General features: G+C 55.1%; 8 protein-coding genes. 5 read left to right on the top strand and 3 right to left on the bottom strand.

The window, feature by feature from the left end:
- Positions 1-43: 43 nt before the first annotated feature.
- Positions 44-868 carry a hypothetical protein gene (locus tag Poly21_RS01165; RefSeq protein WP_302117124.1) on the bottom strand — a complete coding sequence of 275 codons (825 nt, stop codon included), beginning with the start codon at positions 866-868 and terminating at the stop codon, positions 44-46.
- Positions 869-1,736: 868 nt separating this feature from the next.
- Between Poly21_RS01165 and Poly21_RS01160 the strand changes: the two genes are divergently transcribed.
- The 3 genes from Poly21_RS01160 (at position 1,737) to Poly21_RS01150 (ending at position 10,052) form a co-directional block, all read left to right on the top strand.
- Positions 1,737-2,633 carry an exosortase/archaeosortase family protein gene (locus Poly21_RS01160; RefSeq protein WP_302117122.1) on the top strand — a complete coding sequence of 299 codons (897 nt, stop codon included), beginning with the start codon at positions 1,737-1,739 and terminating at the stop codon, positions 2,631-2,633.
- Between the two features lie 55 nt (positions 2,634-2,688).
- Entirely contained in the window at positions 2,689-5,088 is a 2,400-nt protein-coding gene (locus Poly21_RS01155) for an exopolysaccharide transport family protein (protein WP_146405152.1), read from the top strand.
- Between the two features lie 335 nt (positions 5,089-5,423).
- Positions 5,424-10,052, top strand: a complete 4,629-nt coding sequence (locus Poly21_RS01150; protein WP_146405150.1) for a tetratricopeptide repeat protein — start codon at positions 5,424-5,426, stop codon at positions 10,050-10,052.
- 28 nt (positions 10,053-10,080) lie between these two features.
- On the opposite strand, the gene Poly21_RS01145 is transcribed toward Poly21_RS01150, so the two are convergent.
- The gene (locus Poly21_RS01145; protein WP_302117119.1) at positions 10,081-10,911 is read right to left on the bottom strand and encodes a WecB/TagA/CpsF family glycosyltransferase; all 831 of its coding nucleotides are present in this window, start codon (positions 10,909-10,911) and stop codon (positions 10,081-10,083) included.
- A gap of 408 nt (positions 10,912-11,319) precedes the next feature.
- Between Poly21_RS01145 and Poly21_RS01140 the strand changes: the two genes are divergently transcribed.
- Positions 11,320-11,850: a PEP-CTERM sorting domain-containing protein gene (locus Poly21_RS01140; protein ID WP_146405148.1), complete on the top strand. Its 531-nt coding sequence runs from the start codon at positions 11,320-11,322 to the stop codon at positions 11,848-11,850.
- Positions 11,851-11,919: 69 nt separating this feature from the next.
- Here Poly21_RS01140 and Poly21_RS01135 read toward each other — a convergent pair whose 3' ends face one another.
- Positions 11,920-13,278 (bottom strand): O-antigen ligase family protein, encoded by a 1,359-nt coding sequence (locus tag Poly21_RS01135; RefSeq protein WP_146405146.1) that lies wholly within the window; start codon positions 13,276-13,278, stop codon positions 11,920-11,922.
- Between the two features lie 819 nt (positions 13,279-14,097).
- Between Poly21_RS01135 and Poly21_RS01130 the strand changes: the two genes are divergently transcribed.
- Complete coding sequence (locus Poly21_RS01130; RefSeq protein ID WP_146405144.1) at positions 14,098-17,379, top strand: G8 domain-containing protein; 3,282 nt, start codon at positions 14,098-14,100, stop codon at positions 17,377-17,379.
- Positions 17,380-17,402: the final 23 nt, after the last annotated feature.

The raw sequence follows: 17,402 nt of genomic DNA, 5'->3' as shown, positions 1-17,402 counted from the left end.
GGTGGGTGGCTGGGGGGAATGCATTGGGGTGGTGATTACGGGCTTAGAGATAGTCCTGGAAGTAGGCCGTCAACGACGCTTGGCCCGTCCATCGATCGTCATTGTGTCGCAGTGCAGAGACCACGCCGATCACTTCGGCTGCCGCATTCACGAGCGGGGCACCCCCGATATCAAGTTGACTTTTGTCGTCGGCGAGTTCAGCCCATTGGAGCTTGCCGGTCAGGTTATGTGTGGCCGTGTCATCTAAAACGAAGCTCATCCAGTTATGGTCGAAGTCAGCGATACGGCACGACACCACGCGGAAGCCCTGGTCCTGGACTGGTAAAATGACCCAAGCTTGGTCATCCACGGACGGGTTTTCCGTCGCCAGTGGCAATGCATTGAGACGTTTCGTCGGCAGATTGCCAATCGCAAAAACATCTCCATGAGGTGAGGTGGCGGGAAACGGGCGGGCACCTGGGATGATCTTTGGGCGGCTCGTGCAGACTCCCCGGGCACGCCGAGTCAGAGGGTCGAAAAGCGAGACTGAATGCCAGGAAGCGAACACGTCCAGTGCATCGATTTGTTTATCCAGGCCACCCGTAGGGCCGAGTCTGCTTAGGTTGCCTAAAAGTACCGGTGTGTCAGGGTCATGCTTGTAAGCGGCGAACACCAGACCTCCCGACGTCTTTCCAATCGCAGTCTCGATCACCGGCCAGAACAGGAAATTTGCTGGGATCTCATTTTCGACGATTAACGGGGAGACTTCAGGAACCAGCTTTGCTGGCGATTCTGGAGGAGCGTTCTGTGGTATTTGTGCACTGGCCACGTCGCCCGATGATTGGGTCCATGTTTCCTCATCGGAAGGGACTGGCAATGGTTGACTCATTAGCACTAGGAGTGAAACGATCGCAACGCTGCTGAATCCGATTAGAAACCACTTGCGAACAGAGGTCTGGGGTGCGCTTCGGCGTCCAGGATTGTTGGGCGCGGCGCCCGTCCGGCTGAAGCCTGGACCTGAGTTTCTTGCCGCATACGGCCGAGCCTGAATTCTATTTTTGGTTTTCAAGGCCACGGGCCTGTCACTTACCGGAAGAGGCATTCCCGCGACCCACTGCGATGATTCGTGGGCATCCGCTCCGGCGTCAAGGGGGCCCGGTAAAAGCGATTTCGATTGCCGCCAACGTCTTTGAATTCCCATCAATCGCGAGGATGATTTAGATGTTGAACGCGATCGTCTCATCGGTTGCCTCCGAATGGGCGACGTATAGCATTGGTAGAGAAGTCGTGTCAGGGGACACGTCGATGCCAGATAAGACCGAAGAGGATACGTTAGTTTTCGTGAATGTAAATGGTAATGGCGATCAAAAAGCGAAGGCAGCAATCGGCATGTCGATTAACTGTCTAGGCTGCCTAACTCGAGCACTTCGCTGATTTCGTCAATTAGCTCGCCGCTGCGATTGACGCGGCAGCGGACGGGTGACTTGCTTAAATAAGTTTGTCGATTTTAAGGCTTGCTACCTTCCATTGCAATGTTGCTAACGCATCCGGATCGAACGAAGGGCTCAGACGGCGGCGCACCCCCCCCGAAAATGGTTGCGTCTATGTTTGGGGTAGCCTAAGCTGACGCCACCTCGGATACAGCTATCGTTTTCATTAGTCGCGTTTACCCTGCGGGGCGGGCAGCGAAAAACATTCGCATTTTGGGGCAGTAAGGCAAACCAATGCAACAGTGCAGGCTTGAGCCACCAATTTCGATGTCCTCGTCGGCACTTTTTGCATTCGCATTATTGGCCACGCTGTTGCTGTCGTACGCCACGGTAATTGTTCGGCTGGGAGAAGTCTGGTGGGGGAATGCGGATTACTCACATGGCTTTTTTGTGCCAGTTGTATCCGTTGCCTATATGTTTATCCATCGAGGCGTTCTGATTGAAGGCTTCAATCGAAAGCAGCCCAAAACCGTTGTCGCAGTGGGGATCGCCATGCTGTGCATCGGGTTTCTGTTGCGGTTGGTGGGGATCGCTGTCAGGGCACTGCCCGTGGAGGGGTATTCCGTCATTGCGTTGGTCGCTGGATTGATCTTGCTGCTTTGCGGGTGGCGGGCCCTGTGGGTGATGATGCCTGCCTGTCTGTTCCTACTATTGATGCTGCCGTTGCCTGGTGGTTTCGTAATGCCCTTACGTTCAGGTCTTCAGTCGGTCGCGACATCCATCAGTGTGTTCGCATTGCAAACCCTCGGTCTTCCCGCGATCGCAAGGGGAAACGTCATCGTGTTGCCTGAAGCCGAGATCGGAGTGGCCGAAGCTTGTTCTGGGCTGCGTATGCTCGTCGCGTTTACAGCCTTGGTATCGGCTTTGGCGATGTTTGTCGAACGACCTCTGCGCGACCGAGCGATTCTGTTGTTATGCATCGTTCCGATTGCCGTGATCGTCAATGCGTGGCGAGTCGTGGTGGTCGCGGTTGCAACTTACTACCGCCCGGGTTGGGCCGACACGGTCCACGATTGGGCGGGACTGGGGATGATGTTTCTAGCGATCGGATTATTGTGGGGCGTGTTGTGGTTCTTGTCGAATTTATTCCCGACAGTAGCGACGAGCGGCTCGAAAAACCTGACACCGAACATGATACGCAGCGTCAAAGCCGAGAGAGCGTAACCAACATCAGTTGAGTTATGGTCGGCTATCTGTTTACTAACCAGACAAAAGAGCCATGGACAATCACCATTTGAACGGAACAGGGGTTCCTGCTGTTCTCGAACCCTCGAGAGGCCAGCGTTCGTCGTCCAGTGGGCAATCGATATCCTATGCGGACAATTCGTCGGGCTGGTCAGAGTCACCGCGGGCAGAGGTTGAATCGCAAGAAAACTTTGACCCGCTATCTGTCTTTCATTCTCTTCGCCGGCATTGGCCCGTTGCGCTTCTAACTGGGCTGCTGCTAGCGCCGCCAATGGCAGTCGTGGGCTGGTTTTTGTTAGCGCCGAAGGATACCGCCATGGCGTACTTGCGAATCGACTCAGTCGATTCGCTGCTGGTATTCCAGACTGCCGATCGGCTCAACGCCGGGCGAGATTCGTTCAGTATGTACAAGAACACGCAGGCTCAACTGATCAAGACGCCATTTGTTCTTAATGAAGCATTAGCCGTTCCCGAGGTTCGAGATCTACCGGAGATCAAGGAGAAACCAAGTCCCCTGCAATGGCTGTCCGAGTCCCTGCGAGTCGAGTTTCCGGGTAAGGGGGAAGTCATGACGATCGCCTTGGAGACGGAAGATCCAAAAGCGTCCACTATTATCGTCGACGCGGTCGTCAAAGCCTATATGAATGAGGCAGTGTTAGACGAACGCAATGAGCGGATGCAGCGCGTGAATAGTCTGGAGGAAGTCTATGCCGAGGCGGAAGGCAAGGTCCGTGCCAGACGCGCTGAAATTCGTAAGCTCGCTGACACATTGGGAACGGGAGACTCTGAGTCATTGAGTATCGCGCAGCAGCTTTCCGTCGAGCGGTATGGTCATGTTCAGACCGAGCTGGGCAAGGTCAACTTTGACTTGATGCGGACGCAGGGAGAAGTCGAGGCATATCAGCAGTTGTCCGAGCGAATGCGTCGTCAAGCCGAATTGATCGCCACAGAATTGGAGTCCCGGGCGAAAGCCAATGCCGCAGATAGTGAAGAGGGTGAGGAAGATCAAGAGTCGTCGGTTTTGACCGCGTACGAAACGGATCGCATTCTGTCCAGTGATCGAGACTATCAATCCTTGCTAGCGATGGCCCGTTCCTTGGAGGAGGAGATTGAGCTCTACAAAACGCGGTACGGCAAAGGGATGATCCAGTACAAAATTGATCGGTTTGATCGGCTCACATCAGACGCGAAAGAACGCGAGGCGACACTTCTCAAGCTGGCAGCTGAGGAAAAGGGGCGAAAAATCGCGCAGGGCGAAATGGGCCAAATTGACCTTTCGTTATCCCCCGAGGATCAAAAGCTGGCGCAGCGCCATGCTCGGCTCCTCGCCGATGCTGAGGAGCATGACAAACGCATCGTGGCGAGAGGAATTCAAGTTGGTATTCTGCAGCAACAGAAGGAACGGATTGAGCACGACCTCGTGGAACTAGACTCCGAGGCTAAAAAGCTCGGCCGATCTTCGATTGATATTGAGATGATGCGGGCGGAGATTGCGTCTTTGGATGACGTGCTCAACCGCCTCGGGAGTGAAATTGAGCGTACCAGAATCGAACTGAACTCGGGTTCCCGAGTAGCCGTGATTTCAGAGGCGACCCCTGTTGCCGACTCCAGTAGCAAGAAGAGATATGTGGGTACCGCTGGGTTGGGGTTCATCGGTTTCTGCTTGCCGTTTTTAGGCTTCATCGGCTTGGACCTTACCAAAAAACGCGTCAACAGTGTCTCAGGTGTCGGGCGAGAATTGAGTGTCCCTATCCTGGGATCAGTCCCCCGCCATCGCAAGATCCATGAGGTTTTGACGAACGAGAATTTCTCCGATTGTGAATTTGGTAACTCTGTCAGCTCGATTGTTGCGATGTTGGTCAATATGTCGCGGTTTGACCGGGCCAGCGTCTTGATGGTTACCAGCGGTGTTTCGGGAGAGGGCAAAACGACGCTGGCAACGAGTCTATGGAGAGGTTTGACGCAAGCAAGTTACCGGACGATTCTCATTGACTTTGATTTGCGGCGACCATCGCTGCATGAGAATCTTGGCTATGAATTAGGCGTCGGTGTTTCTGACGCAGTGGGCGGCAATGTCGATTGGAAGGATGCTGTGCATGCTACGAGTCCTAACGCATTCTTCATGACGGCTGGTTCGAGTCGCCCGGTAAACCTATCAGCCGTTGGCGCCAAAACACTTCCTCAGTTATTCAGCGAACTGCGGGCGGAATATGATTTCGTGATTGTCGATACGCCGCCTGTACTGCCTGTGGTCGACACACGAGTCATTGGTGAGCATGTCGATGCCGCAGTTCTATCGGTGATGAAAGATAAGAGTCGGATTCCTCAGGTCGTTGCTGCTCACGAGACACTGAAAGCTCATGGTGTTCCCGTCATGGGCGTGGTGGTAAGTGGTTGCCCGTCCAAGAACGGCGAGTACTTATATCAGTACTGATCGTATTCAGCATTGAATCGGGCTCAGCATTGAATCGGGCATCGGAGCTGGCGTTATCTGGATTTGCCAATTCAGGACAGTCGCGAGTGTCGCAATGCCCTGTATTATTAACTTGGCAGAGGCTTCTGGGCGCTAGGCCGAGATTCCAGTCGCCTCCGTGACCATGCGTGATGCGTCGTATTCTTGTCTCGTCTGCCACGAAAACTGCGGGTTGTCATTCGAGTGACCCCTACCTTAACGAACCGTTTCTTTCAAACGGTGTATTCCAAATCGAAGCCTGAGCCACCGCTTGTGCGCATTGCCAGGTCTGACAAAGCATCATCAATTACTCCGTCATGAATCAATTGAATCGTAAATTTCTCGCGGCCACATTGGCCATAATAGTGGTAGGTGTCGTTGCTGTTGTCGTTATCCATCACTTTCAATTCAATCGGCAATCAGATTTTTTTAGCCAGCAGGCGAAAACGGCGTTATTGGCCGAAGACTACCGCGGCGCCATTCGGCTATATCAGCAGTCGTTGAAAATGGATGCCAAAAACCAGATGACACTGGTGGGACTTGCGGAATCCTATGAACGAGTGGGGAATTTCAACGGATCCTACAATATTTCGCAGCAGCTAGCGAGATTGGCCCCGGATGATATCAGTAACCGAGTTCGCCTCGCCCGAGTCAGTTTGCAGATAGGGCGATTCACTGATGCGATTTCCTATCTTGATGCGTTGCCGGAAGATGATGGCAGTCTCGAGCCGAAACCGGGGTCAATGAGTGCCGAACTGCCCCCGTTGTTGGGGCGAACTGTTGCTGAATTGAAAGGGATGCTCGGTGATGCGAAACTCGGCAACCGTGACGTTGAAGGAGCCATCGAGGCCTACCGGGAGGCGGTCGCCACGGACGCAGCTTCCATGGAGACCTACGTTAAGCTCGCCCAGACGCTCACGGATTTGGCGGATTTGCCAGCGGAGGGCGAGGTGGTGGTCAACCAAATGGTGCATCAGTTTCCGGATCGCGGTGAGGCGTACATCTCGCGTGGTCAATGGCACCTGTCTGTCTATGGAGATGGATTGGGCATGGGTGCGGACGATAGTGGGAAGGCTGAAGCGTTACAGAAAGCGGTTGCGGACTCCGAGACCGCGATGAAGATGGCCGCCGCCTCGTCACGCAGTGACAGTGCTGAAGATACCATCGAATCGCAATCGTTGGTGGCGGATTCGCTTGAGTTTGCTGCGACTGTCGCAATCGCCGATAAGCGACCCGAAGATGCGATCAAATGGAGCGAAGAGGGTGTCAAAAAGTTTCCCGGCAATGGCGCGTTCTATCGGCTCACCCATTCAGCACTCAAATCTCTGCGTGAGCAGGCGGTCGATCCTGACGTCCAGCAGTCTTTGTCCGATCGTGGTACGTCGATACTTGAAAGAGGAGTGGAGCGATTGCCTGCGGATGCAGTGCTGTTGTGGGCGCTTGCTTCGGACTATCTCGAACATGATCAAGTAGAATCCGCGCGTCGCATCACCGACCAACTGCGTTCAATTGACTATGCCAGACAACTGGTGAGCTATCTCGATGCGAGAATTATAGCGGCGCGAGGTGATGTCAACGTAGCGGCGGAACGAATGACAAAGGTCCGGTCGGACGTCATTGAGCGGCCAGATCTTGTTCGTTTGGTGGACCTGACGCTCTCCGATTTGTACGAGGAGATGGGAGATACCGATCGGCAGATTGCGGTGCTAAGACGAGTGATCGCCAACGACCCACTATGGCTTCCAGTACGCGAGCGGCTCGCACTGGCTTATCTGCGTTCGGGGCGGGTCGACGAAGCGGTGCAGGAGTATAGCTTGATTGCGAATCGACCGGATGTGCCGATCCAAGCCCCGCTGAATTACGCCCGCTTATTGCTAATGCAGAACTTGGGCCGCGAGCCTGGAGATCGTGATTGGGGACCGTTGGAGTCGCTAATCGCGATTCTCGCTCAGCAGCCCTCGTTCTCGGCTGACGTGGCACTGCTGAATGCCGAAATTTTAGTGGCGCAGGAAAAGCCGGACCTCGCCAGACAGGCCTTGGCCACCGCGCCGGGAGAACCCCGTATTTGGTCTGCTCGCATCTTGCTTGAGGTCACCGAGCAGGATTTCGACGCCGCCGAAGAAAAAATCGCCGAAGCAATTGCGGCAATTGGTGACAGCCCCGCCCTGCGGTACGCCCAAGCCACGGTTGCGACGGCGGCTAATCGTGAGAACCTGGCTGAGCTTCTGAGTCAATGGAGCGAGCCGCCGAGTTCCTGGTCACGGGAGGAACAGTTCGAACTGGCTCGGTCGATCGTCCCGCTTCTTATTTCTAATGAGCAGTACGAAGATGCTGCACGTCTAGCGAGCTTGGCAAGTGAAATTGAACCCAGCAACGTCGTTGCCCGCCTGCAATTGATGCAGATCGCGTTTCAGTGGCAGAAGGCGGACCTGCTCCGTGAGCAGCTGGCTGCACTGGAGAAGATCTCCGGGCGAGATGCTCGTTGGTACTATGGTAACGCGATGGCAATTTCTCTGGAGGGTGCGAAACACCACGAAACTCAAGAAGACGTCGCATTGGAGATGTTCGAGATCACCGCAGAAACGAATGCTCGTGTCCAAGAGTCGCTTGCCGAGGCGGCTTCGCAACGACCGGATTGGAGTCTGATTCCAGCCTTCTCAGCGACCATGCATGACCGCGCCGGCAACATTGAAACGGCGATCAGGAGATACAACCAAGCCGTTGACCTCGGTTGGCGAAATCCTGAGATGCTCAGGAGGCTGATCCAATTGCTGACAGAGCATGGACGCTTTCCTGAAGCCGATTCAGTGATTCGCCGGCTTCGTACCGGTAGCCAGCCCTTCACGTCCGAGATGGCACGCATCGCATCTGAGGTGAGTGTCGAGGTAGCTGATCTGGGACGTGCTGTTCGCTTGGCGGAGGAGGCGGCGGAGTCTTCCGGGGCGGTTGAGGATTTCTTATGGTTGGCGCAACTCAGCGAGATGAGCAAGGATCCGAAGGCGGCGGGGCTGGCCTATGAGCGCGCTATGGAAATCGCCCCCGGTGCCGCTGCCCCCATGCTAGCCTGGGTTGGTTACTTGGAGCGAAACTCACGGATGAGCGAAGCACGTGACGCTCTGACGGCGTATGAACAGACGATCGAATCGGATGATCCTAGTCAGCTGCTCACTCTTGCCGACGGATACCAACGGATTGGTTCGGTCGATGACGCAGCACGCGTGCTGCGCAAAGTGCCCTCAGATAGTTTGAAAGGTCTGGAAAGTTATCAACGCTACCTGCAAATTATTGTCGCGGCCGACGGACCGGCCCAGGGTGCTGTTCGATTGAGCCGTTGGTTGGGTATTGGAGCCAAAATTTCATCCTCAGGCGGGCCTCGTGATGGCGGTGGCGACACCGTTACTGAAACAGAGGTTGGAGACGCCGGGCATTCGGATCGCCCGCTGGACCCGGCGGTAGTACGTTGGGCTCGGCGGCAGCTCGCGCTGCTACTCGCGTCGAGTCGTGACCCTTCCGTTTACGGACAGGCAAAAGGCTTGATAGCAGAAAACCTCCAGGAAGCGGGAGCGGCAGCGTCTACGAAATCAGCACGTGATATGGCGTTTGAAGATCGGCGAGCGGCCGCCATTATCGATGCGATCTTCCGCTCTGCCAGCGAACCGGATCTTGCCCTGAAGCAGTTTGATTCGATGAAGTTGGAGGGCTGGCAGCCCTCGACGGTGGATCAATTCGTAGTGGGAGAGCTAGCCGCCCTCACCGGCGATTGGACGCGTGGACGCCGCTGGATGCTGCCGCTACTCAGTAGCGATGAGCTCCGTGAACCCATGCACGTGAAAACTTATGTTCGTCTGTTGCTCGGCAACGACGACGCTGCAGAGGCGCAATTGTGGCTCGACAAATTGCAGGATTCGGGGGTCAATGACGAGGAGACTGCCGAATTAACTGCTGAGGTGATTTTGCGCCGTGGGAACGTGGATCGCCTCTTGGAGCTGCTAACGATTCAAGCCGATGAGCTGGCTACGGCCGACTCGGAGCAGCAGTGGTTCGCAACCACCCTTTCGTATTCCCAACGGTTTGACTTGCTGAACCGATTGACGACAAGGTTGATCAATGGCATTGACGAGCGCTCCGAAGAAGATCAAGCCGCAGGACAGGCGTCAGGAACGGTTGGCACCGCGGTTGCGGATCGTGACCTCATCGTGAGCAGGCTCGAACAGGCTTCCCGTGAAATGGCCGCGACACTTGCGGATTCCGGGGAGTATCCCGGAGCTGGCTACGCCATGCAGTTGCTCAGCCGGGGTGAATGTGAGGCTGCGGTTAAAGCTATCGATCGCATTGCATCGACTGCGTCCCAGGATGAGTTGGTGGCGTTTGCCGATGCGGTTTTGGTTCATCCTGGTTGCGACCAGGTGTACGGGAATCTCGCTGAAATTTTACGCCGCGTCGGAGGGGAGCAGGCGGACAATATCGTCTACGCGGTTCTAATGGCACGACTTCAGGAAGCGCAAGGCGATTACAAACGAGCCATGCAGACCTACGACGCGATTTTACGTCGTGATCCCGAGCATTTCGCCGCCATGAACAATCTCGCGACGTTACTATCGCTACGAAAGCAGGATGCCAACCGCGCCCTCGAGCTCATCAATCGTGCTATCGAGTTAAACGGCGAAACGTTGGTGACCCTCGACACCCGAGGCGTTTGTCACTTAGCTGCTGGTCAAAGCAAAGCGGCCGTATTGGATTTCCTCGCAGCGGCAGAGATGTTCCCGCACCCGATCGTGACATTCCATCTTGCGCAGGCGATGGAGAAGGCTGGCGATTCTGCCGCAGCCGCCGAGCATCTGCGGCGGGCTGTGCGGGCCGGCCTAAAACGAGCCGAGCTCCACCCACTTGAATTTGCAGCTTATGATTCCCTGATGGAGCGTTTGGGATCGACGCCTGAGAGCTGAGCTGAGTTGGCTGCGTTGCTACATGGAGTCAATTAAAAATTCGCCAGCGTCGCCGCAGTGACGTTGCCATCATTCGTGCGAAAAACGGCAGCCCCTCGACCAAGTACCGTCGCCATAATCGAGTTGGTTCCTGGATGAGCCGGTAGCCCCATTCGAGACCTAGCCGCTGTACCCACTCGGGTGCTCGGCTGACATCTCCCGTGACAAAGCTCAGGCTGATTCCAACGCCGAGCCACCAGGTCTGGGGAAGCTCATGCCGTAGCATTTGTATCAAACGCTCCTGCTTGGGTGACCCCAACGCAACATAGACGACGTCGGGTTGTGCTGACTTCAGCACGCGGGTGATCTGATCGAGCTCGTTTCGGTCATTTTCAAATCCGAATGGTGGACAGTAGCTACCTACGATCTTCAGGCCTGCGAAACGCTTGGAGAGCTCTCGGCCAGCCTCTTCGGCGACGCCGTCGTTCCCTCCCAGCAGGAACAAAGTCCGGCCATCTTCCGCGAGCCGATGCGCCAGAGAGAGTGAGAGTGATGAACCGGCAACCCGCTCGGGTAGCGGTGTGTTCTGCAGCCGAGTTGCCCACACCAGCGGCATCCCGTCGGCGACGACCAATTCAGCCTCCTTGACCAGTTCGAGGTAGCTGGGGTCATAATGGCAGCGACGCATATGATCCAGGTTCACGGTCACGACGCAACCGCCGGAACCGAGGTTGATGCCCGACGCGATTTTGTCGATCACCTCTTGCTCGGTCAGGTTGTCGATGGAAACGCCCTGCAATTGCACCACGGCGTCAGCTGGGGGCGGCACCTTCGCCAAGGATTCTGCCACAACGGAACCATTGTCAACTGACTGCATCATCGTTCAAATTTCAACGGTGTGACGGAATGGTGGCACCCCTTTGTCTCCACGAGCCAGGATACTAATGCTGCTGCCTGAGGAGGACCACCCCCAGGTTGAGACGTTCGAACGGTCCCCGCCCCTAAGCGTCCATTCGTGTCAGGATTTTTTCCCAAACGAACAACTTATCATGATTCACGCTGCTGAGGCCGTTCACATTTCCCAGGTTTTTTAGTGACAGTCAGAGGTCCTCTGTTCCGCCCTTGGGTGATCAAGAGTGCCCATGTTTCAATGTTGGGACAAGTGCCAATCGATCAGCGGCTCACGCAGTACGCGGTAACGCTTGCATCGCTTGGGGGGGCTGTCTAAACTTCCGCCAACCTCCGAACGTACGGAGGCGTCTTCTCTTCACCTTTCAGGGGACAATCCATGAAGACATTTGTTTTGAGTGTAGCTTTAGGGACGCTTAGCGTTCTCTTTAGCAGCGCGGCATCCGCGATGCCCGTTACTGTCCAGGTAGGGCCTTCCTTGCCGACTTCGGGGAGTACGGTAGCTTTTCAGTCACTTCCTAAGAACTTCGTTCCAGGAACCAACGACACCGGCAAGTTTACCGTCACGTTGTTGAACAGCACCGGCATTGCTGGCGTTTCGATGACTCCCGCGATCACCTTAGCTCGCTTAGACGGGTTCGCTTTTGCTGCGCCGATTTCATCGGTGCTAACGGCGACCACGTTGACGCAAGTCTACGATGTCAGTGCCGCGACATTGGCTTCGATCGCTTCGGACGGCAAGGTCACCTTCCGAGTTCAAGGCACCGGCGTCGGTGTTGGCACTCAGGTGATGGCGAGCCTGACTGCGGTTCCAGAGCCTGCCACGATGACTCTTCTCGGTCTCGGCGCGGTGGCTGGTGTCGTCATGATGCGTCGTCGTCGCAACCAGGCTGCACCTCTCGCAGCCTGATCGTCTGACTCAGTCGACTTTCGAATGATTCTGTAAACGTCATCCACCTCATCCGAGAAGGAATGGCGTTTATTTTTTTGTTTTTACCGTAGAGACGCCGGGGGTGGATGTTCGGCAAAACACTGTACAGTTGGAGGTCATTCCGCCATGCAGTACGACCAGTGTTAGCAGATAGCCACTGTTGAGAAACGCATCGATCAGCTGGACAAGTAACAAAACGAGCACCGTTTTTCCGAAAACGCAGAACCGTTGATCGTCAGCGTGGTGAGATAGAAACCACGCCAAGATAGGTGTCACGGTCAGGCTAACCCAACACAAAACCCCGAGGGTTCCGTACGCGCCCGCGATTAAAGTCACCAGTCCCCAAGGTCGGACTCGATCTGAATTCAGTCGCCAGAAATTAATATCACCCCAGCCAACGATGGGGTGTTGGCGGATCAGCGCCAGATGATCGTCCTCTCGGGCCAATCGCCAACTGAGAGATCCCAGGGAGTGGTCTTGCAGCCACGCCTTGGCACTGCGTGCTGCTGGGACCGTGTTCAGTGATTGGCGAGCGTAATGCAGAATCGGTCCTCGGCAAGCGAATAGCACGATGGCCAAGGCCCCTGCAAACAGTAGTCCGCGAGACAGAACGCGTGGATTCTGAATGATCAAGAGCGACATCCCGAAAACTGACAAAACGCTCGCGCCAATGGCTTGGAACAGGAACACCGGAAGGACCAAAACCCGACTGGCTTTCAGCCAGGGGCCTGCGTCAGTTTGGTATTGATTGGATTGTCGCGAGTTCAGCCAAAAGGCGCAAGCGATGATCGCGACGGTGGCAAACCACATCCCGAACTGATTGGGATCTTCCATCATGAGCAACGGTCGATATCCAAAATAGCGAGTTTCGCCCTCCATTTGAAAGGGATGAGGTCCGTAGATCGCCTCGTAGTAAAACCGCCCACCAGCAAACTCGATGAGCGCGAAGCCGAATGTCACGCCACCGGCAATCAAAAATGCAAGCAAGCAGATTCGTAAATCGTCCCAGTGCGTGATGCACAGACGACCGACTGCGTAGGGAGCCCCCCACGCAAATGCCAAATAAACACTCTGCTGAATGTCCTGTCTAAACGGGCTCGCATTGAAAACACCCGCCACTGTGGGGCAAATGATCCAGCACAGCATCGGTACATCCAACCACCTCAGCTTCCTTGAGGAGGACGGCGCTGACCATCCGATCAGGCCTGCCATCAGCAGTGACAACCCTCCCAAAATCGTGGCGCGGTTAATCAGTGGACCGTATGGCAGAGCATTGCCAAGAACGCTTGTAAAGAAGTTCGGATTTTCAGCTTGTGGACCGAACGGCGCAATCGGCAGCAACAGCGAGCCCGCTAGATAACCAATGATTGGCCAGAGACGCATGCCGTAGAGGGATGTGCCACTCATCCGACATTCCGCTCGTAACATACGATGAACGCTGGGACCGTCGCGGACAGGCCTGTCAACGCCCAGAGCGCCGCTGCCACGCAAGTCGGTCCCACCGATTGATAGAGCCAGCTATCAGTCGCGTGCCACGATACGATTGCTACCACCCATTGTAGTATCGCAAGGGCGGTAGCACAGACTGCTATGCGGACTAAGCGCGAGGGCGATCGCCAAAGCAACACCCCTGCAGAACAACAGATCCCTACCGCAACCGCACTCAGCACGATGATCTGAAACGGTCGACGCCCCGCGTACTCCGCACGCGTTATACGGCCCGTAATGACCGAAGTAATCTCGTGTCGAAAGTCGCCAACGACGTCGAGCGTCAAGCCTGCAAAAATCAAGGCAATGCACCACCACCATCGTTGATGCGAAGGGGGGCTGTAGAACCCCGCTGTGATGCAGGCCGCCGTGGTAACCAAAAATGCGATGGTTCCGATCGTCTTGGTCAGTTCAAAATCAATCAGGTTATACTCCAGTCACTTGCTATTTGAGAATCACCGTGTTACGGCGTTTTAACCTTCAGCTTGGCACCACATCATGACAGAGCCATCAGATTAAAATGGAAACCATACGCGTCGCACAGAGCTGATGGAAAAATTAACGAAACAAAATTCGCTAACTTTCAGGTGAGCTGACGACGACCTATGATAGATCACTCTATACTACGTCCTCTTCCCGAGTTGGCGGCAAGGGGCACTTCTTGGTCTGGCTTCATCCGCATTTTGGGATGAACTCTTTCACGAGCTACATCGCTGCCACGTATGTCAAGGCACAACCATGACTTTATCTCGCCCTCGACGCCTGACTCATCAATTGCTCGAGAGTCGCCGTTTGCTCGCCGGTCTCGCAGAGGAAATGCCGACGATGTCAACAGCCCTTGCCAGCGGTGCCCAGCCAGTTGCGGCAGTCGTCGGAGCAGAGTCTCCCAGTTTCAACGACATCACCCCCGTGTCGTTTCAACAAGCGGAGATGGATCACTCCAGCGACATGTTGATGCCGCACACTAGCCAATCGTTGCTTGACTTAGTGCCGTTGCAGGACGCAGACGCCGTGGCACTTCAGTCAGGCGACTGGTCGAATTCTGCTATCTGGCAAGATGGACAGAAACCAGCTGCGGGAGACAAGGTGCTGATTGCGGAGGGCATTCATGTCGCCTTCGACGCACAGCTAACGCTACCCCTCCACTGGATCCGTGTTGATGGTCAGTTGAGCTGGCGGACCGACATGGATACGACCATGATGGTCGAGACACTGGCCGTCACGGGGACGGGAGAACTTCAAATCGGTACGGTGACGCAGCCGATACAACCCGACGTTACCGCCGAGATTCTGATCGACACGACCGGAGGTGTAATCGATCAAGCGACTGACCCGACCCTTTTGGGGCGTGGGTTAATCTCTCACGGTAGCACGGAAATTCATGGTGCTGTCAAGACATCTCGTGCCGTCTCGCAAGCCGACATCGCCGCTGGTCAAACTCAGTTGGTTCTCGCAGACGCCGTGACCGGTTGGCGTGTGGGTGACCAATTGCTGATTCCAGGGACCAGTACCGATCGCACACTCCAAGTCAACCAGTACGATCAAGCCGACGCCGTAAACGCTCGTTTCCACGACGATGTCGTAACCATTGCCGCGATTGATGGCAATCTTGTGACCTTGGAATCGGGAACGGCCTGGGAACACGTCCGTCCAGTCGGTGACACTTTCACTGTCGACGAATTATCACTCTATGTGATCAACCTGACTCGAAATATCGTCATTCGGTCCAGTGACGCGACGGTTCCCAACCAACAGCGCGGGCATGTGATGATCATGCACAATCCGAATGCCGATATCGCCTATGCGCAGTTTAAGGATTTAGGCCGCAGTGACAAGCGCGAGATCGTGGACGATCCAGTAGTCAATGTTGATGGCTCGCCAGGCAATGGAGATAACCCCCGCGGACGTTACGGCTTGCATCTGCACATGATCGGCGCGACATCCTACAACGGGACAAAAGCCGAACTAACGGGTAACGTGGTTTGGGGGACACCGGGATGGGGGATCGTTCAGCATGATAGCTATGCGGTGCTGCGAGACAATGTCGTTTTTGATGTCGTCGGCGCAGGTATCGTATCCGAGAACGGAAATGAAATTGGTGAATGGATTGGCAATACGGTCGTCAAGATTACTGGCGATCTCAAGAATAATTTCGATGACGAAGCGTTTTTGAACGGTCAACGGGGACCGAGATTCGACTTAGGGTTTACTGGGAGTGGGTATTGGGTGCAGGGTGGCGGCTTTGGTTTGCTGATGCAAGACAATGTTGCTGCGAGTATCAATGGGGCTGGCTTTGACCTGGTGCATCATACCGATGGCCTGCAGCACGTGGAAACCCTCCCGGTCTCATTGATTTATGACCCTGCCGTTCGCCAGCGTTACATCGATGCTGGCATCACGACATTCACCCCCAACAATGTCCCGATGCGCGGGATGGTCGGCGTCGAGGTCTACAATGCGTACCGCGGCATCCACACGTGGTTGCATAACCGTGATAGCGACGATCAAGAAGGCGCATTTACATTTGGACTCCGTACCGCTCACGATATTAAATCTGTGATTAGCGATTACACCATTTGGGGAGTCGTTAATGGTGTCCATAACTTTTATTCGAGCCTGATGCGGTATGAGGATGGCCTCGTCATCGGAAACATTGATTCACCCGTCGCTTTCCAGCGAAGCACTCAAGGGAACAACAGCAAGGGCGTTGGCGTTTCCCACAACGAGGGCGACAGCAATCGCATCGATTTCCATGGGCTGCGAGTGGAAGGGTTTCAATACGGATTCCAAACTTTTATTCCGCATAACGATAGTTCGAATAACCTTAATCGCTTGAGTATCAGTTCCATTGATCAGGCGACATTTTCTCATGTGTCAAAAGCGTTTGTGGCGTCCACCAAGGGTACTGGTACACCGTTTTCAGAGTTGTTTGACATCGGTCAGATCAACACGATCGGCGTCGCGGGCCTAGCTGCTACGCCCACATTTTCCGACACTTCTCGTGGCGGCTTGTCAATGGACTTCCATGCCGATGTCGGTGCGGAATATGTAGGTTATGCATGGGATTTTGATAACGACGGCCAATTTGATGATGGGATCGGTGCCGACATTACGCACACCTATTTGAGCCCAGGAACCTACACCGTGGGACTGCAGGTATGGGATAGTTCTGCCCGCACTGCGACCACGACGCGCACGATCAGCGTGAGCGAGCAGCCCACGGGCAACGTTTTAATCGATCCAAATTTCACTGGTCCAGCGAACTCGAAGACCACACGAGACGATGGTTGGACCGCACGTGACTTCTTAATTCAGAATAACACCGCCGTGATCGACCCAGCCAATGGCTGGGGTCAGGGGGTGATCTATCAAATTATCACGGATTCAAATCGTTTGACGGGTGCCGTCGATTTCCAGTTTGACTATCGCCGAATTTCAAGTGAAGGAGGAGCCAAGATGATGGTTTCTGTATTCGGCGTTGACGACTACTTTGGCATTGAGCAGTATAAAATCGATCGCACCCCCATCCGCAGCGAGGGCATCATTGAGGCGCCTCATTATCGACAGCTCGTGCATGCCAATATGGCTTCGACGAGTCAGGGCCAGTGGGAGTCGGTCGAATTTAATGTCGACGTGGAACAGGGCTTCAAATATTACTTCGTTCGATTTGCATTCGACCGGCACCGGGTGCATAACGGTGATACAGTCGGTGTTCGAAATGTGGCGTTGGCGGGAGCCGCTCCGATGATCGTACCTGCATTGGCCGATCAAGGCGTCCGCCCAGCGTTCGCAATCGCTGCTGCGAAAGAAGATTTTAGTGAGCCGCAGCAACTGACCATGGTTGCTCGCACCTTGGGGGAAGGCGACATCACACTGCCTGTGAATACAGGCTCATCAGAGCGCACCACCGAAGTGGATGCTATTCACACCGAGCCTGGTGCACTGGACGACGAGAGACGTCGCCTCGATCAATCCATGCTCGACGAACTGCTGGGAGAACTAGAGCAGGACGGCGTCTGACCGCCAGCAGAGAGTTCGCGCTC

This window comes from Allorhodopirellula heiligendammensis (assembly GCF_007860105.1).
Taxonomy (GTDB): Bacteria; Planctomycetota; Planctomycetia; order Pirellulales; family Pirellulaceae; genus Rhodopirellula; species Rhodopirellula heiligendammensis.
Note: the sequence above shows the minus strand (reverse complement) of the source record. Positions and strands in the feature narration are given on the sequence as shown.